This window comes from Niveispirillum cyanobacteriorum, from assembly GCF_002868735.1.
Classification (GTDB): Bacteria; Pseudomonadota; Alphaproteobacteria; order Azospirillales; family Azospirillaceae; genus Niveispirillum; species Niveispirillum cyanobacteriorum.
Window position 1 is genome coordinate 1,434,088 of sequence record NZ_CP025611.1, and the last position, 17,442, is coordinate 1,451,529.

Annotated in this window: 18 protein-coding genes; 8 read left to right on the forward strand and 10 right to left on the reverse strand. The window is 62.4% G+C overall.

Annotated elements, in window-relative coordinates:
• Window positions 1-5: 5 nt before the first annotated feature.
• The 3 genes from ruvC to fabI all read right to left on the reverse strand — a co-directional run bounded on the left by ruvC (window position 6) and on the right by fabI (window position 2,164).
• On the reverse strand, window positions 6-533 hold the full coding sequence (gene ruvC, locus C0V82_RS06435) for a crossover junction endodeoxyribonuclease RuvC (protein WP_102111617.1): 528 nt from the start codon (window positions 531-533) through the stop codon (window positions 6-8).
• Between the two features lie 26 nt (window positions 534-559).
• Complete coding sequence (locus C0V82_RS06440) at window positions 560-1,312, reverse strand: YebC/PmpR family DNA-binding transcriptional regulator (RefSeq protein ID WP_054167127.1); 753 nt, start codon at window positions 1,310-1,312, stop codon at window positions 560-562.
• 81 nt (window positions 1,313-1,393) lie between these two features.
• A complete protein-coding gene (gene fabI / locus C0V82_RS06445) occupies window positions 1,394-2,164 on the reverse strand; it encodes an enoyl-ACP reductase FabI (RefSeq protein WP_102111618.1) in 771 nt (256 codons plus the stop codon).
• Window positions 2,165-2,384: 220 nt separating this feature from the next.
• Between fabI and C0V82_RS06450 the strand changes: the two genes are divergently transcribed.
• Together C0V82_RS06450 and C0V82_RS06455 are read left to right on the forward strand one after the other, a co-directional pair.
• Window positions 2,385-3,509, forward strand: a complete 1,125-nt coding sequence (locus C0V82_RS06450) for a polymer-forming cytoskeletal protein (RefSeq protein WP_102111619.1) — start codon at window positions 2,385-2,387, stop codon at window positions 3,507-3,509.
• A gap of 41 nt (window positions 3,510-3,550) precedes the next feature.
• Entirely contained in the window at window positions 3,551-3,736 is a 186-nt protein-coding gene (locus C0V82_RS06455; protein WP_102111620.1) for a DUF2256 domain-containing protein, read from the forward strand.
• Here C0V82_RS06455 and ftsY read toward each other — a convergent pair.
• From ftsY to dapF, 3 genes are all read right to left on the reverse strand, one after another.
• A complete protein-coding gene (gene ftsY / locus C0V82_RS06460) occupies window positions 3,708-4,805 on the reverse strand; it encodes a signal recognition particle-docking protein FtsY (RefSeq protein ID WP_370466026.1) in 1,098 nt (365 codons plus the stop codon). The two genes, C0V82_RS06455 and ftsY, sit on opposite strands and share 29 nt — an antisense overlap.
• Window positions 4,805-6,001, reverse strand: coding sequence for a tRNA (N(6)-L-threonylcarbamoyladenosine(37)-C(2))-methylthiotransferase MtaB (gene mtaB, locus C0V82_RS06465; RefSeq protein WP_245924209.1), 1,197 nt, complete (start codon window positions 5,999-6,001; stop codon window positions 4,805-4,807). The genes ftsY and mtaB overlap by 1 nt, the downstream gene beginning before the upstream one ends.
• A gap of 137 nt (window positions 6,002-6,138) precedes the next feature.
• Window positions 6,139-6,960, reverse strand: coding sequence for a diaminopimelate epimerase (gene dapF, locus C0V82_RS06470; RefSeq protein WP_245924184.1), 822 nt, complete (start codon window positions 6,958-6,960; stop codon window positions 6,139-6,141).
• A 159-nt stretch (window positions 6,961-7,119) separates the two neighbouring features.
• On the opposite strand from dapF, the gene C0V82_RS06475 reads away from it, so the two are divergent.
• Entirely contained in the window at window positions 7,120-7,326 is a 207-nt protein-coding gene (locus tag C0V82_RS06475) for a hypothetical protein (protein ID WP_133065563.1), read from the forward strand.
• A gap of 13 nt (window positions 7,327-7,339) precedes the next feature.
• The gene (locus C0V82_RS06480; protein WP_158659771.1) at window positions 7,340-7,627 is read left to right on the forward strand and encodes a type II toxin-antitoxin system RelE/ParE family toxin; all 288 of its coding nucleotides are present in this window, start codon (window positions 7,340-7,342) and stop codon (window positions 7,625-7,627) included.
• 9 nt (window positions 7,628-7,636) lie between these two features.
• On the opposite strand, the gene C0V82_RS06485 is transcribed toward C0V82_RS06480, so the two are convergent.
• Window positions 7,637-8,650 (reverse strand): class I SAM-dependent methyltransferase, encoded by a 1,014-nt coding sequence (locus tag C0V82_RS06485; RefSeq protein WP_158659772.1) that lies wholly within the window; start codon window positions 8,648-8,650, stop codon window positions 7,637-7,639.
• 100 nt (window positions 8,651-8,750) lie between these two features.
• Between C0V82_RS06485 and C0V82_RS06490 the strand changes: the two genes are divergently transcribed.
• Both C0V82_RS06490 and C0V82_RS06495 read left to right on the forward strand, forming a co-directional pair.
• Window positions 8,751-9,188 carry a GtrA family protein gene (locus C0V82_RS06490; protein ID WP_102111626.1) on the forward strand — a complete coding sequence of 146 codons (438 nt, stop codon included), beginning with the start codon at window positions 8,751-8,753 and terminating at the stop codon, window positions 9,186-9,188.
• A gap of 111 nt (window positions 9,189-9,299) precedes the next feature.
• Entirely contained in the window at window positions 9,300-12,314 is a 3,015-nt protein-coding gene (locus C0V82_RS06495; RefSeq protein WP_245924185.1) for a transglycosylase domain-containing protein, read from the forward strand.
• Window positions 12,315-12,332: 18 nt separating this feature from the next.
• Here the strand turns inward: C0V82_RS06495 and C0V82_RS06500 are convergent, their stop codons facing one another.
• Both C0V82_RS06500 and C0V82_RS26790 read right to left on the reverse strand, forming a co-directional pair.
• Window positions 12,333-13,151, reverse strand: a complete 819-nt coding sequence (locus C0V82_RS06500; RefSeq protein ID WP_102111627.1) for a glycosyltransferase family 10 domain-containing protein — start codon at window positions 13,149-13,151, stop codon at window positions 12,333-12,335.
• A 2-nt stretch (window positions 13,152-13,153) separates the two neighbouring features.
• Window positions 13,154-13,771 carry a hypothetical protein gene (locus C0V82_RS26790; RefSeq protein WP_158659773.1) on the reverse strand — a complete coding sequence of 206 codons (618 nt, stop codon included), beginning with the start codon at window positions 13,769-13,771 and terminating at the stop codon, window positions 13,154-13,156.
• A 269-nt stretch (window positions 13,772-14,040) separates the two neighbouring features.
• Here C0V82_RS26790 and C0V82_RS06510 point away from each other — a divergent pair, with 269 nt between their 5' ends.
• Both C0V82_RS06510 and C0V82_RS06515 read left to right on the forward strand, forming a co-directional pair.
• Window positions 14,041-15,003 (forward strand): ribonucleotide-diphosphate reductase subunit beta, encoded by a 963-nt coding sequence (locus C0V82_RS06510; RefSeq protein WP_102111629.1) that lies wholly within the window; start codon window positions 14,041-14,043, stop codon window positions 15,001-15,003.
• Between the two features lie 139 nt (window positions 15,004-15,142).
• The gene (locus C0V82_RS06515; RefSeq protein WP_245924186.1) at window positions 15,143-16,654 is read left to right on the forward strand and encodes an AMP nucleosidase; all 1,512 of its coding nucleotides are present in this window, start codon (window positions 15,143-15,145) and stop codon (window positions 16,652-16,654) included.
• 21 nt (window positions 16,655-16,675) lie between these two features.
• Here C0V82_RS06515 and C0V82_RS06520 read toward each other — a convergent pair whose 3' ends face one another.
• On the reverse strand, window positions 16,676-17,440 hold the full coding sequence (locus C0V82_RS06520; protein ID WP_102111631.1) for a TlyA family RNA methyltransferase: 765 nt from the start codon (window positions 17,438-17,440) through the stop codon (window positions 16,676-16,678).
• Between the last annotated feature and the right edge of the window lie 2 nt (window positions 17,441-17,442).

Below are 17,442 nucleotides of genomic sequence, written 5' to 3' on the forward strand. Positions count from 1 at the left end.
ACGTGTTACCGCCTGATCCCCAGAATGGCATTGTCCACCTTACGACGCGTTTGCGCGTGGTGGGCGTGGCAGATGGCGACGGCCAGGGCGTCGGCGGCGTCCGCGGTGGAGCGCTGAAAGCCCGGCAGCAGCATTTTCACCATATGCTGCACCTGTACCTTGTCGGCATGGCCCGTGCCCACCACGGATTTCTTCACCGCCATGGGCAGATATTGTTCCACCGGCAGGCCCGCCTTGGCGGCACTGAACAGGGCAATGCCGCGCGCCATACCCAGTTTCAGGGTAGAGGATGGATTGACGTTGGACAGCGTCTCTTCCACCGCCGCCTCATCCGGCTGCCACTGCTCAATGACGGCGGCGATACCTTCATGCAATTCAAGCAGGCGCTTGGCCAAATCGTCACCACTGTCGGTATGGATGGTGCCGTCAGCGATGTGGCTCAACCGGTTGCCGGCGGCATCGATGATGCCCCAGCCCAGATGGCGAAGACCGGGGTCCAGCCCCAAGATACGCACGGGTGCCTGTCCCGCCATGGTGGCCCCCCGGTCTTGCTTTTGTATCAGCCCAGCTTTTCCAGCAGCTCGGCCGGAATGTCAAAATTGCCCAGCACCGTCTGGACATCGTCATTGTCTTCCAGCACGTCGAGCAGCTTCAGCAGCGTCTGGGCCGTATCCTCCGCCGTCACCGGCAGCAGGTTCAGCGGCGTCCATGTCAGCTTAGCACTTTCCGGAGCGCCGAACTTGGCTTCCAGCGCGTCGCGCACCTCACCCAGCGTATCCGTGCCGGTGATGATGGAATGGCCATGCTCGTCGGACTGCACATCCTCCGCCCCCGCCTCAATGGCGGCTTCCAGCATGTCATCCGCCGACGCCACGCTGGCCGGATAGGTCACCTGCCCGATACGGTTGAACATGAACGACACCGAATTGGTCTCGCCCAGCGATCCGCCATGCTTGGTGAAGGCCGAGCGCACTTCCGATGCGGTGCGGTTGCGGTTGTCGGTCAGCGCTTCCACGATCAGGGCGATACCGCCGGGGCCATAGCCCTCGTACCGCACTTCATCATAGTTGGTATCATCGGCGCTGCCCGGAATACCCATCTTGATGGCCCGGTCGATACGGTCCTTGGGCAGGTTCTGGGCGCGGCCCGCCTGGATGGCGGCGCGCAGGCGCGGGTTCATGGCCGGATCGGGCAGGCCCGACTTCGCCGCGACGGTGATTTCGCGCGCCAGCTTGTTGAAAATCTTCGACCGCTTGGCGTCCTGCGCGCCTTTGCGGTGCATGATGTTCTTGAATTGGCTATGACCGGCCATGGGGAACGCCTTGCTGAATCGTTTTGATATATGGGCTGAAACTGGCGGCTTGATAGCATATTCGGCGGGGTTTGGGCACCCCTACCCGACAATGGAATAGCCGCCATCGATATATTCGATCCCGCCGGTCACGGCACGAGCGGCATCCGACGCCAAGAAGGCGGCATAGGCACCCACATCCTCGATCGTCACCTGATTGCGCATGGGCGCCCGTTCGGCCGCACGAGCCAGCAATTCATCGAAACGGTCGATACCGCTGGCGGCGCGCGTCTTCAATGGTCCCGGCGACAGGCTGTGGACGCGGATGCCCTGCGGGCCTAACTCCGCTGCCAGATACCGCGTCACCGCCTCCAGCGCCGCCTTCACTGGTCCCATCAGATTGTAATGTTCCACGACCTTTTCAGAGCCGTAGAAGCTGACATTCATCAGGCAGCCGCCATCCTTCATCAGCGGCTCGGCCAGCTTGGCCATTCGGATAAAGGAATGGACCGACACGTCCATGGCCATCAGGAACCCATCGCGGCTGCTGTCCACGACCCGTGCATGCAGATCCTCACGCGGGGCAAAGGCGATGGAATGCAGCAGGAAATCCAGCTTGCCCCATTCCGCCTCGATTTTCTCGAACACCGCCTCCAACTGCCCCGGCTCTCGCACATCGCAGGGCAAAAGCAGCGCGGCACCCAACTCGTCAGACAATGGCTGCACATGGGGCGCCGCCTTTTCGTTCAGATAGGTGACCGCCAGATCAGCGCCCTGCGCCCGGAAGGCTTTAGCGCAGCCATAGGCGATGGAGGCACCATTGGCGATGCCCACCACCAGTCCACGCTTGCCGGAAAGATCGAACAGAGCCATCACGCATCCTCATCCCGCATTGCACCACAGCCAAGGGTGCGGTGGAACCGGCCCCCGATCAACCCCATATGGCGTTGCATTACAGGGTGGCACCCGGCCTTGTAACTGACCTGTATCAAGGTGGAACCCCAACGGGTCGGGGCCGGTGGACCTTGGCCGGCGGTGATAATCACCCGATCATCAACAGCCCGAACGATGCCCCGGAAGGCAGGAAGTCCCGATGTTTGCCCGTATCCTGATCCAAGCCGCCCTGCTGCTGACCCTGTGTGGTCCGGCATGGGCGGGTGCTGAGCTGCAAACGGGTGCAGAGATAAGGCTGATCGCCCCGGTCACCGACGATCTGGTGGCGGCAGGGCGGTCTGTATCCGTCGATGCACCGGTGGCAGGCGATGTGGTCGCGGCGGGTCTGGACCTGCGAACCACGGCATCGATATCGGGCGATGCGCTGCTGGCCGGCTTCGATCTTGCGGTCAAGGCTCCCGTGGAGGGTGATCTGGCCGCCATGGCGTTCGACCTGTCGTTGACGTCCGATGTGGCGGGTGACGCGCTGCTGAATGCGGCGGAACTGACCATCGGCCCCACAGCCCACATCGCGGGTGACCTGATTGCCAATGGTACCGAGGTGACACTGTCGGGCCGGGTGGATGGCGATGCGCATCTGACGGGCGACCGGGTCATTGTGACCGGCCGGGTGGCGGGCGATATGGAGGTGACATCCGGCATGCTAGAGCTGCGCCCAGGTGCGGCGATTGAAGGGGACCTGCGCCATAACGGCCCCATGGCCGTGGAGGTGCCGGCAGGGGTGGAGATCGGTGGCACCGTTCGCCACCATTACCAATCCGCACCCGATGACGGCCCCACCATCCTGGGCAGCCTGGGCAAGGCGCTGGCCCTGTTCCTGCTGGGCGTCGCGCTTCTCTGGCTGCTGCCGGGGCCGGTACTGCGCGCGGCAGATGCCATGCCGCGCCATGCGTTGCGCCATCTGCTGCTGGGCGGGGCCATCCTGCTGCTGGCGCCGGTGCTGCTGGGCCTGCTGATGGTCAGCGTGATCGGCATTCCGTTGGGCGTGCTCATGCTGGGCCTGTGGCTGCTGGCCCTGCCCGTGGGCATCGTCGTTACAGGTTTTGCGGTTGCCGTGAAAGTCCGGCGGCGAGGACTGGGGACGGAGCGGGAGGCGGCGGCGGTACTACTGCGCCGTTATGCCCTGGCAGCCCTTGTTATGGCCGCGCTGCCGCTGGTGCCGGTTGCCGGCCTCTGTATCCTGACCCTGATCGCCGCCATCGGCATCGGCGCGCTGGCCGAAAATCTGCGCCATGGGCGACGCGGGGGACTGGCGATCGGTTAGAAGCGCGCCATGTCAGGGGCAACGCTTCGGACAGGACCATCATGCATCACAAGACCAACCTGCCGACCAAGACCTGCATCCAATGTGGCCGACCCTTTACCTGGCGGCGCAAATGGGCACGCGACTGGGAACAGGTGAAATACTGCTCCGACGCCTGCCGGCGCGGCAAGGTGCCGGACCGGACAGGCAGTGCCGCTGTTACTCCAGCCCGACCAGGGCGCGGGTGAAGCCTCTCGCCTCAAACGGACGCAGGTCATAGACGCCCTCGCCCACGCCGATGGCATGGACCGGCAGCTTAAACTTCTCCGCCAGCGCCACCAGCACGCCGCCCCGCGCGGAGCCATCCAGCTTAGTCAGGACCAGGCCATTGATGGCCACCATGTCCTTGAACACTTCGATCTGGCTATGCGCGTTCTGGCCCGTGGTGGCATCCAGGGTCAGCAGGGTCGTATGCGGGGCCTCGGGGTTCAGCTTTTTGATGACGCGCACGATCTTGCGCAGTTCTTCCATCAAACCGGCCTTGTTCTGCAGCCGGCCCGCCGTGTCGATCAGCAGGACATCCGCCCCGGCCTTTGTCGCCTGCTCCACGGCGTCATAGGCTAGGCCCGCCGCATCGGCGCCGGTATCGCGGGACACGACCGGGCAGCCCGTGCGCTCCCCCCAGACCTTCAGCTGCGCCACGGCGGCGGCACGGAACGTGTCCCCGGCGGCCAGCCACACGGTTTTGCCCTCGTCCCGGAACTGGCGTGCCAGCTTGCCAATGGTGGTTGTCTTGCCGGTACCGTTGACGCCGACCAGCAGGATGATGTGCGGCTTCTTCGAGGGATCAATGACCAGCGGCTGGGCCACCGGCTCCACGATCTTCTGCAATTCGGTGGCGAGGTAATCCTTCACCTCTTCCGCCGAAACTTCCTTGCCGAACCGGGTCTTGGCCAGACCGGCGGTCAGGCGGGCCGCCGTGACGGGGCCCAGATCGGCGCGGATCAGCAGCTCTTCCAGTTCTTCCAGCGCCTCATCATCCAGCTTTTTCTTGGTGAAAATGCCGGTGATGCCCTCGGTCAGGCGGCTGGTGGATTTGGACAGCCCGTCCTTCAGGCGGGAGAACCAGCTCTTCTTTTCGGGCTTGTCATCCAGCTCCGGGATGGCTTCCACCACGGGCGCAGGCTCGACCACGGGTTCCGCCTCGACGGCTGCCACCGGCGCTGCAACCGCGACCTCTTCCGCCATCACCGGTTCGGGTGCCGGTTGAGGGCCCGGGACGTCTTGGGTCGGCTTCTTCTTGAACCAGTTCAGCATCAGTCGAGGACTCGCGCGGTCAGTTGGGTTCCGGCCACGCCGGTGATGGTGCAGCGGATAATCGTTCCGGGTTCATAATGATCGGGAACCGCCACTTCGGCAAAGCCCTCATTGCGGCCCAGCCCCTTGCGTTCGATCAATACGTTGGCGGAACGACCGACCTGTGACGCCAGATAACGCGCCACCTGTGCGTCGCCTGCGGCGCGCAGGCGGGCCGCGCGCTCCTTGCGGATCGGGCCGGGCACCTGCGGCATCTTGGCGGCCGGTGTGCCGGGACGCGGGCTGTAGGGGAAAACATGCAGCCAGGTCAGACCGCATTGTTCAACGATATCCAGGCTGTTCTGGAACATCTCTTCGGTTTCGGTCGGAAAGCCGGCGATGATGTCGGCGCCGAAAACCATGTCGGGACGCAGCGCCCGCGCCTTTTCGGCGAAGGCGATGGCATCGCCACGCAGGTGACGGCGCTTCATGCGCTTAAGGATCATGTCATCGCCGGCCTGCAAGGACAGGTGCAGATGCGGCATCAGGCGGGGTTCTTCGGCCACCAGCCGCCAGAGATCATCATCCATCTCCACGGCGTCCAGGCTGGACAGGCGCAGGCGCGGCAGATCGGGCACCAGCGCCAGCAGACGGCGCACCATCTGCCCCAGCGACGGCTTGCCCGGCAGGTCGGCACCATAGGAGGTGACGTCCACCCCGGTTAGCACGACCTCATTATAGCCGCTTTCCACCAAGGCGCGGACCTGGGCGACAATCTCCCCCATCGGCACCGACCGGGAATTGCCGCGACCATAGGGGATGATGCAGAAGGTGCAGCGATGGTCGCAGCCATTCTGGACCTGCACAAAGGCCCGCGCGCGACCTTCCATCCCCTGGATCAGGTGGCCGGCGGTTTCCTTCACGCTCATGATGTCGTTGACGACCACACGTTCGGCCTGCCCCGTGCCGAACTCGGCCCAAGGGGCGGCGGTCAGCTTGGCGTCATTACCCAGCACATGGTCAACCTCGCCCATCGCCGCGAACTTTTCCGGGCTCACTTGGGCGGCGCAGCCGGTAACGATGATCTTGGACCCCGGCCGTTCGCGGCGCAGGCGACGAATGGTCTGGCGGGCCTGACGCTCCGCCTCCGCCGTCACGGCGCAGGTATTGACGATGACGACATCATCCAGTCCGGCTTGTCGCGCATGCGTGCGCATCACTTCGGACTCATACGCATTAAGACGGCAACCGAACGTAACCAGCGTCGGCTCCCCCGCCCCACCGGTCACTTCGGGCGGGCCGCCCTCCCCGCTTTCATGCACATGTTCGGCCTCGGCCAGGCTGGTATCGACGCTCACAGCGTCTCTCCCAGCAACTCAGGTCCCAGGGTCCCGGCAAAGGACGTGGCGACCGGCCCCGTCATCAGGACATGGCCATCGTCCCGCCATTCGATATTCAACACACCGCCATCCAGGGTGACGGAGACACGGCGACCCTGGACCAGACCCCGGCGGATGGCGGCCACGCCGACCGCGCAGGCACCCGACCCGCAGGCATCGGTGATGCCCGCCCCGCGTTCCCAGACACGCATGCGCACCGATGCGGGGCCGGTGACGCTCACCACCTCGATATTGGCGCGGTCGGGGAAGAAGGGATGGCGTTCCAGTTGCGGACCCCACTGCGTCAGGTCCACGGCTTCAGCATCCGGCACGAAATGCACCGCATGCGGGTTGCCCATATTGACGCCCACGCCGTCAGACAGCGGCCCGGCGGAAGCCGGCAGATGCAGGGTGTCGCAAGGTTCCGCCACCGGGATCTGCTGCCAATCCAGCCGCGCCGGCCCCATATCGACCGTCACCGTACCGTCTTCGTGCAACCAGCAGCGCAGCAGGCCGGAAATGGTCTGGATCACCAGTTCATCCCGGCCGAGCCCCTTACCCACCAAGGACGCGACGCAGCGCGTGGCATTGCCACAGGCGCCGGCTTCGCTGCCATCGGGGTTCAGGATACGCATGAAGATGTCGGCCACCTTGTCCTGCGGCGGTTCGATCAGGATCAACTGATCAAACCCCACCCCACGGCGACGGTCGCCAATGGCGCGTGCGTGGGCCGCCGTCAGGGGGACAGGCCGGGTGCGGGCGTCGATGACCACAAAGTCATTACCAAGCCCGTGCATCTTCAAAAACGGTATCGTCATAACGCCTTATATAAGCCCGACAGCCCGAGGCGTAAACGGCGGCGCAGACGGGGCGGGGATGCACGGGCGGCGTGGGGCGTGGACGCGGATTGAAACACAACCGGATTAATGCAAGATTATGGGGAGGCACCACGGAGCATGACCATGCGCCCTGTACAGAAACCCGATGCCGAGTTTGACTGGCAGCCCAGGGATGAAGCCGAGCTGGCCGCGCTTAAGGCCGCGGTGGAAGAGGCGCTGGCGGACCCGATGGGTGTTCCGCATGAAGAGGTGGTTGCTTGGCTCAAGCAACTGGAAGCCGGCAACTTTGATGCGCCGATGCCGGTCCCTCGTTTGCTGAGTTAAAGTGCCGATAGCGATGAAAGTGGTCTGGCGGCCCGCCGCGCTGGCAGACTTGAGCCGCTTGATCAGTCACATTGCCATGGACAATCCGTCCGCCGCTGCAAGGCTGTCGAGGCGGTTGCGGCAGGCCGCAGAGAATCTGCCTATCTTTCCTTACAAGGGCCGGGTTGGTGCGATCCCCGACACACGGGAGTTGGTAACAGTTCAGCCCTACATCATTGTCTACAAGGTCGTGCCGGACGAAAGTTCCTTAGACGTCCTCCGCGTCTGGCACGCCGCGCAATCCCGGCAGGAAGACGATTAGGCCCGCTCCCTACCGCTTCCCCTCAATCACCTTGAACCCATCCGCCTCCGCCACCGTGCGGCGGGACTTGAAGTGTTTGTCCACCACCGCCTCATAGGGCAGGTGCTTGTTGGCGACCAGCAGCATGGTGCCGCCGCTGCCCAGCGCTTCCGCAGCACGGGTGATGAACTGGCTGCCCAAGGTCACGTCGGTGGCTTTGCCGGTGTGAAACGGCGGGTTGGTGATAACCCAGTCGAAGCGGCCGCGCGGCAGGCCCGCCGTGACATCGGCCCAATGGTATTTCAGGACCGTGCCCCCGGCCAGCGGGGCCACATTGACAGCCGCCGCCGCCAGTGACGCGGCGTCGGCCTCATACAAATCCAGCCCCGTGACGCGGCCCGGTGCCGCGCGCAGCAGTTCGGCGGACAGATAGCCCCAGCCGGCGCCCAGATCGGCCACCCGCCCCCGGATGGCACCCGGAAACTGGGCGGCCAGGAGGCGCGACCCGATATCGATCTTGTTCCAGCCATGCATGCCAGGACCGGCGGTAAAGCCTGTAGCGGCCACGGGGCGCACGGCCCCACCGGCGCGCCAATCGGCCAGCACCGCCGGTGCCTCACCGGCACCCTTGCGCCACCAGAAGACGCGGGCATGGTATTTGGACAGGCTTTCCACCTCCCCGAATGCATCCTTCACCGCCTTCATCAGGCTGGTGACGCCGGTATCATTGTCGCCCGAACAGACCAGCAGCCCACCAACGGGCAAGGCGTCCCAGGCCTGGGCGATGCTGGCCAGGCTTTCGGCCTTGTGCTTGGTCATCAGGCAGAGGCCCGCCTGATACTCGCCATCGGGCAGGGTCTGTGCTACACGGAACCCGGCCGCCGTCAGTGCGTCATGCGCGGGCTTGAAGCCCGTGACGCAGGTTAGCGCCCGCAAACCGGGCGGCAGCTCGGCATCGGCCTGGACATTCAGGATGAAGCCCGACACCGGCAGGGGCAGCATGCCGGCGGCGAACGGGTGGTGGAGGGTTTTGGCAATCGACATGGCCGAACGCGTAACCCATCCGCTGGCCGGTGTCGAGTGGCGTGACCGCGCGCGCGAAAGCGTGTAGCAAAGGGCCATTCCCCAGCAGCCGCCGGCCATCATGAGCAAACCAGTCCCCCGCCAGTTCGCCAGCTTCGCCCTGATCGGGGTGGGCGGCCTGTTCGTCGATATGGCGGCCCTGGCCGTGGCCTTGCATCTGCTGGGTCTCGACCCCTATGGCGGGCGCGTCTTCTCCTATCTGATGGCCGCGACCTTCACCTGGTACATGAACCGGCAATTCACCTTTACCGGCGTCAGCCGGCGCGGGGCCATCCGGCAATGGGCGCGGTTCCTGGCCGCAAATGCCGTGGGGGCCGTGGTGAATTACGGCGTCTATGTGCTGGTGCTGAAGGTCGGTCCCTGGGTGATTGCCGGCATCGGCCTGTGGCCGGAGGGGCTGACGGCCCTTCTACCCTATGCCGGCGTGGCGGCGGGCAGCGTTTCGGGGCTGGTTTTCAACTTTGTCTTGTCGAAGAAGCTGGTCTTCCGCAACGCCTGATGTGACCGGGCACATCCATAAGACAGAGGGCGCAAGCCACCGGTGGCGGACCCGTTCGGGCCCATGCTATGCATGCTTCAATAACAAGGGGTTCGGGGAGCTTTTTCACGCATGCCATCGGCACGGTTCTATCGCTGGATGACCTGGGGCATGACCCTGGCCCTGGCAACCGGTGCCGGTGTCGCGGTATGGCAGGAAAGCCGTACATCGGCCTTGCAGTCAGAAGTGCTGGCCCGGTTCGGGCGCGACCTGACCTGGCGGGTGGAGCCCGGCCCCAACCCAGATATCCGTTTTCCGGGCCAGGGGCCCTATGATGCCCGCCTGGGCTATGCCGCCATCCCCAGCTTTGTGGAACGGCTGGTCGCCGCCGATTATCGTGTGGATTTACAGGCGCGGCCCAGCGCGCAGTTACGCGACTACATGGATTTCGGCGGCTTTGCGCCATATGCGGAGAAGACGTCGGGCGGCCTGTCCATCCGTGACCAGATGGGCAATCCCCTGTTCGACGCGCGTTATCCCGAACGCATCTATGCCGGGTTTAATGAGGTGCCGAAGCTGGTGGCCGATACGCTGCTGTTCATTGAGAACCGGGAGCTGTTGGATACGACATATCCCAACCGCAATCCGGCGGTGGAGTGGGACCGGTTCGGTTTGGCCGTCATCAACATTCCGCTGAAATTCATCGACCCTGACAGCCCGCGCGCCGGCGGCTCCACCCTGGCCACGCAGATCGAGAAATACCGCCACTCACCAGAGGGGCGGACGGGCAGCGGCGTGGAAAAGCTGCGGCAGATGATGTCGGCCTCTGTGCGCGCCTACAAGGGCGGGCCGGACACGACGCGCGTGCGCCATCAGATATTAGTGGATTACCTGAACTCCACCCCCCTTTCCGCCCGCCCCGGCGTGGGCGAGGTCAATGGGCTGGGCGATGGTCTCTGGGCCTGGTACGGCACTGACTTCGCCGTCGCCAACCGCATCCTGCGCGGCCAGCCCCGGACCGAGGAGGACTTGCAGGTCCAGGCCGTGGTTTACAAACAGGTGTTGAGCCTGCTGCTGGCCCAGCGGCGGCCATCGGCCTATCTGGGCACCAATGGCCGCAAGGCGCTGAACGATCTGGCCAATACGCATCTGACCCTGCTGGAACGCGCCGGCGTCATCTCCGCGCCCCTGGCCGATGCCGCCCGCTTCTTCCCCCTGCGGTTCAAGGAAGCACCGCCCGACATTCCCGAACCCAGCTTTGTGGAGCAGAAGGCCACCAACGCCATCCGGGCCCGGCTGCTGGGCATGCTGGGTGTGCCCAGCCTGTATGCGCTGGACCGGCTGGACCTTGCGGTCGACACCACCCTGGACCAGCCGACACAGGCGCGGGTGACAGAGACGCTGAAGAAACTGGCCGACCCCGCGCAGGCGGCGGCCTTAGGCCTGGTTGGTGACCGGCTGCTGAACAATGCCGATCCGGCCCGCATCGTCTATTCCGTCACCCTGTTCGAGCGCACCGCAGACGCGAATCTTGTCCGGGTGCAGGTGGACACCCTGCCTCAGCCGCTGGATCTGAACGAGGGGGCCAAGCTCGACCTGGGGTCCACCGCCAAGCTGCGTACGTTGGTCACCTACCTGGAGATCATCGCGCGGCTGCATGCCCGCTACATCACGCGGGAAAGTTATGAGCTGGAGGCGGCGGCACTGGAGGCGCCTGACCGGCTGACGCAATGGGTGCTGCGCACCATGGCTGCCAACCCCAGCATCGGCATCGCCCCCCTGCTGGACCTTGCGATGGAGCGGGAATATTCGGCCAGCCCCGCCGAACGCTTTTTCACGGGCGGCGGCCTGCACAGTTTCGGGAATTTCGATGACAAGGATGATGGCAAGGTCATCACCGTGTCAGAGGCGTTCCGCCACTCCGTCAACCTCGTCTTCATCCGCATGATGCGGGACATCGTGAACCATTACATCGCCGAGGGGCCGGACAGCCGCGACGATCTGATGGACGATCCCCGCCACCCGGCCCGCCGCACCTATCTGGCACAGTTCGCCGATCAGGAGGGCAGCGCTTATCTCAACAAGTTCTGGTCCGATTATAAGGGGCTGGAGCCGGAAGCGGCACTCGACAAGCTGGCCAAGCGCATCCGGGCCACGCCGGACCGGCTGTCGGTTATTTTCCGCTCCGCCCTGCCCAATGCCACGGCAGAAGACCTGGGCGTCTTCCTGAACCGGCACATGCCCGCCGGCGGCCCGCCTGAGGCACAAGTCAAGGCGCTGTTTGACCGCTATAACCCCGATAATTGGTCACTTAACGACCGGGGCTATATTGTCGGCGTGCATCCCCTGGAACTGTGGCTGGTCGGATATCTACAGGACAGCCGGCAGGCCCAGCGCGGGGAGATGCTGAAGGATAGCAGCGTGCCGCGCCAGGAAAGCTATAAATGGCTGTTCACGTCGCGCTCCAAACAGGCGCAGGACACACGCATCGGTATCGTGCTGGAGGAAGAGGCATTCAACCGCATCCATGAGGAATGGACGCGCCTCGGCTATCCGTTCGGCAGCCTGATCGCCAGCTACGCCACCTCCATCGGCAGCTCCGCTGACCGGCCCGGTGCCTTGGCCGAACTGATGGGCGTGATCCTCAATGACGGCGTGCGTCTGCCCACCCTGCGCGTCGGCCGCCTGCATTTCGCCACGGGCACGCCCTATGAAACCAGCTTCGTGCCGGCCAAGTTGCTGGATGGGGCGGAACAGGTGATGGAACCGTCGGTCGCCCGCGTCGTGCGCCGCCACCTGCGCGACATTGTGGATAACGGCACCGCGCGGCGCGTTAAGGGCGCCTTCACTTCCGCCGACGGCACCGAAATGCCCATTGGCGGCAAGACCGGTACGGGCGATCATCGTTTCGAACGCTATGGTCCGGGCGGCGTGGTCCTGGAAAGCCGCGTCGTCAACCGCACCGCCACCTTCGTCTTCTATATCGGCGACCGCTTCTTCGGCGTGATAACGGCGCATGTGCATGGGCCGGAGGCAGCTGAATACCGCTTCACCTCCGCACTGCCCTCACAATTGCTAAAAATACTGGCCCCCGCCCTGAACCCGCTGATCAACACCGATACACAGACGGCGGAGCGGGGACGGTAGCGGTCAACCGATACAAGATCACAGAGCAGAGGTCTGCGATACCTGACGGCAACGCGACGCCTCGACAATGAGGCTCCGGCATGCCTGTAGATAAGCGAAATATTTCTGGGCCCGCTTCCAGTTTTCAGTCATGCCTTTCAAACGGTCCCAATAGTCGGAAATTGACAACCGGTTTAAAATATCCATTACGTTATCACCCGGCGAAATCAAAATCATGCCATCAACATCAAAATATTCGCCAATATTCGGACTACCCATATAAATGGGAATGGTATACGTTGCAAAACAATCCATCAGCTTTTCAGTAAAATAATGTTCATCAAATGCGTTCTCGATAGCCACGTGAAACATCGATTCAAATAATATGTTCTTGGTGTCGTCAGGCAGAAGCGGATAAGGAACTCGATCTTCCGCAGCGAACTGGCGGCCCTTGTAAATACGCAACGGCATTGCCGCGCCTTGCGACAAGCCATGTAAGAAACGGAGACGTTCAGCATACCCAGTGCGCTTGGGTCGGTCACCGCCCATACTGAACAGAAAACTGGTAGAAAATTCCTTTCTGGAAGGAATCTTCGTTGTATAGAGACACCCAAAGGGTCTGATTACACAATTCGGAAATATGCTATATCGGGGGTGATACGCAATTATCAAATCAAAGAATCTATAAATCTTAGATAACTCTTCAACATCAATAAGAAATTCAAGCGGCTCACAATTGATCAATAGCACCTTATAATTTTCATTCGACTCAATCCGCATCGGTTGGCACCAGTGCACTTCACATGGAAATGGCAGATTTATGCGCAGCCACTCAACACCAAAATTCTCCGCCAACATGATCAATCCTGACCGCTGAGAGCTGTGGGCCCGTGATTAGCTGATTTAGGGATAGTCCCACCGGCGGCATAGGCATGAAACCAAGCCGGAGGAACCGCCACCAATACATTGCGGCGCAAACCGTCATCAAGTATCTGAAAGTAATATTGCGGACAAATCTCCAGCATGGCATCGATTATTTTATATACTGGCCAATAACCGTGACTGGCCACAATATCACTCACAATCACAATCGGATGCAGAATATTGTCATGGAACCAACGCCGGATTACCTGCATCTCCCCCTCCAGCCCAAGATAGTTTTGGTGATGGGCATCCGGGACATAATCCGCCTTGTTGTTGCTCAACTTAACAGCCACTAATTTGTTCTGTGATTTCTCGCAAGCCTTGCTCATCGCAGCAAGGGCAGGGCCACCATATAGCATGACTCTAGTTGCTGATGGCTGGCACTCCATTTCAATCCTAATGGCATCGCAAACGGCAGAACATCGCGGCACAGAAGGCTCTATTCTATAAATATCCTGAAACCCGGATTGCAGTGCATCGGGAACAAGGGGTATTGAATCATGCCCCATTTCAATCAAAACATCGCAAACGAATTCATCAATTTTAAATTTCATCGGTACGGAACCCCTGAACCTGAACAAATGGCACAAACACGGGCCCGATCCGCATGCTGTAAAGCTTCCACAGGCTATCCAAATCGACCAAACCGTCAAGCAATTACACAGCCAGAGGCGGCATCCAGCGCCGCTCGCGGGCGCGGTCACACTGCCCCACCCTTTCGGCCATCCCCTTTATCCACATCATTCACAGCCAAAGACCCCTTCCCCCCGCCGCCCATTGTGCTAGCTTACGGCATCCACCCCCTACATCTAGTGTTGGTGCCATGTCCCTGCTGACGCCGAACCCGGTTTACAAGCCTTTCCGCTACCCCTGGGCCTATGAGGCCTGGCTGACGCAGCAGCGAATCCATTGGCTGCCGGAGGAAGTGCCGCTGGCCGATGACGTCAAGGACTGGCGCAACAACCTGTCGGACGGCGAGCGGAACCTGCTGACGCAGATTTTCCGATTCTTCACCCAGGCCGATGTCGAGGTGAATAACTGCTACATGCGCAATTACAGCCGCGTGTTTCAGCCGACCGAGGTCTGCATGATGCTGGCCGCCTTCTCCGCCATGGAGACGGTGCATATCGCGGCCTACAGCCACCTGCTGGACACGATCGGCATGCCCGAGGTCGAGTACTCAGCCTTCCTCCATTACAAGGAGATGAAGGACAAGTACGACTATATGCAGAATTTCAATGTCGACAGCAAAAGGGACATCGCCAAGACTTTGGCGGTGTTCGGCGCCTTCACCGAAGGCCTGCAGCTGTTCGCCAGCTTCGCCATCCTCATGAACTTCCCGCGTTTCGGGAAGATGAAGGGCATGGGCCAGATCGTCACCTGGTCGGTGCGCGATGAAAGCCTGCACACCCAGTCGATCATCCAGCTGTTCAAGACCTTCATTTCCGAGAACCCCGAGGTCTGGGATGAGGACTTCCAGCGCGAGCTGTATGTCGCCTGCGAGACCATCGTGCATCACGAGGATGCCTTCATCGACCTGGCGTTCGAGATGGGGGCGGTTAAAGGCATGGAAGGCGAGGATGTGAAGAAGTACATCCGCTACATCGCCGACCGCCGTCTGGCACAGTTGGGCCTGCAGCCCATCTACAAGACCGAAAAGAACCCCCTGCCCTGGATGGATGCCATCCTGAACGGCGTGGAACACACCAACTTCTTCGAAAACCGCGCCACCGAATATTCCAAGGCCGCCACCAAGGGGTCGTGGGAAGAGGCTTTCGGCGACTGAGTTTTCCGGCTGTTCTGGGGCCCGGTACAGCGGCAAAAATGCCGCGCCGGGCCTTTAACATGTCCGCCTGCAAAATGCCCCTTCCCAAGCCCCCCTGGCTTGGCGCATAAAGAAGTGCAAACTCATAGGAGCTTGCACAGTGATTTCATCAAACAATTCGACCCTTGATCTGCCGGTGGAAAGCTTCACCGACGCTGATGGTGCATATGCCCGTGTCCGGGCGCTTTATGATCAGGCCGTCGATTTTCTGCGTGACCGGTTTTCTGCATTTGCCCGTGGCGAGGATCTGGGTGGGCGCGTGCGCGCCTGTTACCCCTTCATTCAGATCCGTATCGACAGCGAACCCCGTATCGACAGCCGTCTGGCCTATGGTTTCGTCCACGGCATGGGCACCTTCCGCACCACTGTCACGCGCCCCGACCTGTTCGACCATTACCTGCACCATCAGTTCTCGCTGCTGGTGAAGAATCACGGCGTGCCGCTGGAGGTGGGGATTAGCGAGACGCCGATCCCCATCCAGTTCGCGTACCCCGAGGGCATGCATGTCGAAGGCGACCTGACGCCGGAGCGGCTGTACCAGCTGCGCGACTATTTCGACCTGCCCGATCTGGTCTATATGGATGACAGCATCGTCAACGGCACGCACGTTACCCCGCCGGGGCAGGCCCGCCCGCTGGCCCTGTTCACCGCGCCCCGCGTGGATTATAGCCTGCACCGGCTGAAGCACTACACGGCGACCAAGCCCGACCATTTCCAGAACTATGTCCTGTTTACGAACTATCAGTTCTATATTGATGAGTTCGTGCGCCGTGGGCTGGAAATCATGGAGCCGTCGGACGATCCGGCCACCCAGGCCTATCGCCGCCAGTATGAGGCCTTCATTGAGCCGGGCGACCACATCACCTGGAACCAGGCCGTGTATCCGGGCAAGGAGCCGCAGGGCCAGAAGGTGGCCCGTCTGCCGCAAATGCCCGCCTATCACCTGAAGCGCAAGGATGGCAACGGCATCACCATCGTCAATATCGGCGTCGGCCCGTCCAACGCCAAGACGATCAGCGACCATATCGCCGTCCTGCGCCCGCATGTCTGGCTGATGCTGGGCCATTGCGCCGGCCTGCGCGATACCCAGAAGCTGGGCGATTACGCCCTGGCCCATGGCTATGTGCGTGACGACAAGGTGCTGGACGCCGACCTGCCGACCTGGGTCCCCGTCCCGGCCCTGGCCGAGGTGCAGGTGGCACTGGAGGATGCAGTGGAGGAAGTGACCGGCCTGAAGGGCTGGGAACTGAAGTCGATCATGCGCACCGGCACCGTCGCCACCATCGACAACCGCAACTGGGAACTGCGCGACCATAGCGAACCGGTGCAGCGGTTCAGCCAGTCGCGCGCCATCGCGCTGGACATGGAATCAGCCACGGTCGCTGCCAACGGCTTCCGCTTCCGCGTGCCCTACGGCACCTTGCTGTGCGTGTCGGACAAGCCGCTGCATGGCGAGATCAAGCTGCCCGGCATGGCCAACCATTTCTACCGCGCCCGCGTGGACCAGCATCTGGCCATCGGCATGCGTGCCATGGAAATGATGCGCGACACGGGCCTGGAACGGCTGCACAGCCGCAAGCTGCGCAGCTTCGCCGAGGCGGCGTTCCAGTAAGGAACTGGTCCGGGAGGGGGTTTACCCCTCCCGCCGTCCGCCGATCAGGAATTCCTTGTTCCCTTCCGGCCCTGTGATCGGGCTTTCGACCACGCCCAGCACGGTCCAGCCCGCCTGCCCCGCGAGCCAGGCCTGGATACGGTCGCAGACCTCCTGGTGCAGCTCGGGCTCCCGCACCACGCCGCCCTTGCCGACCCGGCCCTTGCCTACCTCGAACTGCGGCTTGATCAGGGCCACCAGATAGGCGCCGGGCTTGGTCAGGGCCATGGCAGCGGGCAGCACCGTTTCCAGGCCGATGAAACTGGCATCGCAGACCACGATATCGACGGGATCGGGGATGATCTCGGCGGTCAGGTGGCGGGCATTGGTCTTTTCCAGCACCACAACCCGCTCATCCTCCCGAATTTTCCAGGCCAACTGCCCATGCCCGACATCGACGGCATAGACCTTGGCCGCTCCGCGCGTCAGCAGCACATCGGTGAAGCCACCGGTGGACGCCCCCACATCGATGCCGATAAAGCCCGTGGGGTCGATCCCGAACGTGTCCAGCCCCTTCACCAGCTTCAGTCCCCCCCGGCTGACCCAGGGATGGTCCTGGCCTTTCACCAACAGCAGTTGGCTTTCCGGCACGGTATCGCCGGCCTTGTCGATGCGGCGGGTATCGGCATAGACCAGACCGGCCAGGATAAGCGCCTGTGCCTTGGACCGGCTTTCGGCCAAGCCACGATCGACCAAAGCCTGATCCACTCTGACTTTCGGCTCTTTAACTTTTGGCGGCTTGGACATGG

Bases quoted from the DNA above. Each gene is read 5' to 3' on its own strand.
- ftsY (WP_370466026.1), bottom strand. From the start codon at position 4,805: ATGCTGAACTGGTTCAAGAAGAAGCCGACCCAAGACGTCCCGGGCCCT.
- C0V82_RS06485 (WP_158659772.1), bottom strand. From the start codon at position 8,650: ATGTCGATTGCCAAAACCCTCCACCACCCGTTCGCCGCCGGCATGCTG.
- fabI (WP_102111618.1), bottom strand. From the start codon at position 2,164: ATGGCTCTGTTCGATCTTTCCGGCAAGCGTGGACTGGTGGTGGGCATC.
- C0V82_RS06475 (WP_133065563.1), top strand. From the start codon at position 7,120: ATGACCATGCGCCCTGTACAGAAACCCGATGCCGAGTTTGACTGGCAG.
- C0V82_RS06440 (WP_054167127.1), bottom strand. From the start codon at position 1,312: ATGGCCGGTCATAGCCAATTCAAGAACATCATGCACCGCAAAGGCGCG.
- C0V82_RS26790 (WP_158659773.1), bottom strand. From the start codon at position 13,771: ATGAAATTTAAAATTGATGAATTCGTTTGCGATGTTTTGATTGAAATG.
- C0V82_RS06480 (WP_158659771.1), top strand. From the start codon at position 7,340: ATGAAAGTGGTCTGGCGGCCCGCCGCGCTGGCAGACTTGAGCCGCTTG.
- C0V82_RS06510 (WP_102111629.1), top strand. From the start codon at position 14,041: ATGTCCCTGCTGACGCCGAACCCGGTTTACAAGCCTTTCCGCTACCCC.
- C0V82_RS06495 (WP_245924185.1), top strand. From the start codon at position 9,300: ATGCCATCGGCACGGTTCTATCGCTGGATGACCTGGGGCATGACCCTG.
- C0V82_RS06490 (WP_102111626.1), top strand. From the start codon at position 8,751: ATGAGCAAACCAGTCCCCCGCCAGTTCGCCAGCTTCGCCCTGATCGGG.
- C0V82_RS06455 (WP_102111620.1), top strand. From the start codon at position 3,551: ATGCATCACAAGACCAACCTGCCGACCAAGACCTGCATCCAATGTGGC.
- C0V82_RS06500 (WP_102111627.1), bottom strand. From the start codon at position 13,151: ATGTTGGCGGAGAATTTTGGTGTTGAGTGGCTGCGCATAAATCTGCCA.
- mtaB (WP_245924209.1), bottom strand. From the start codon at position 6,001: ATGCGCACGCATGCGCGACAAGCCGGACTGGATGATGTCGTCATCGTC.
- C0V82_RS06520 (WP_102111631.1), bottom strand. From the start codon at position 17,440: ATGTCCAAGCCGCCAAAAGTTAAAGAGCCGAAAGTCAGAGTGGATCAG.
- ruvC (WP_102111617.1), bottom strand. From the start codon at position 533: ATGGCGGGACAGGCACCCGTGCGTATCTTGGGGCTGGACCCCGGTCTT.
- C0V82_RS06450 (WP_102111619.1), top strand. From the start codon at position 2,385: ATGTTTGCCCGTATCCTGATCCAAGCCGCCCTGCTGCTGACCCTGTGT.
- dapF (WP_245924184.1), bottom strand. From the start codon at position 6,960: ATGCACGGGCTTGGTAATGACTTTGTGGTCATCGACGCCCGCACCCGG.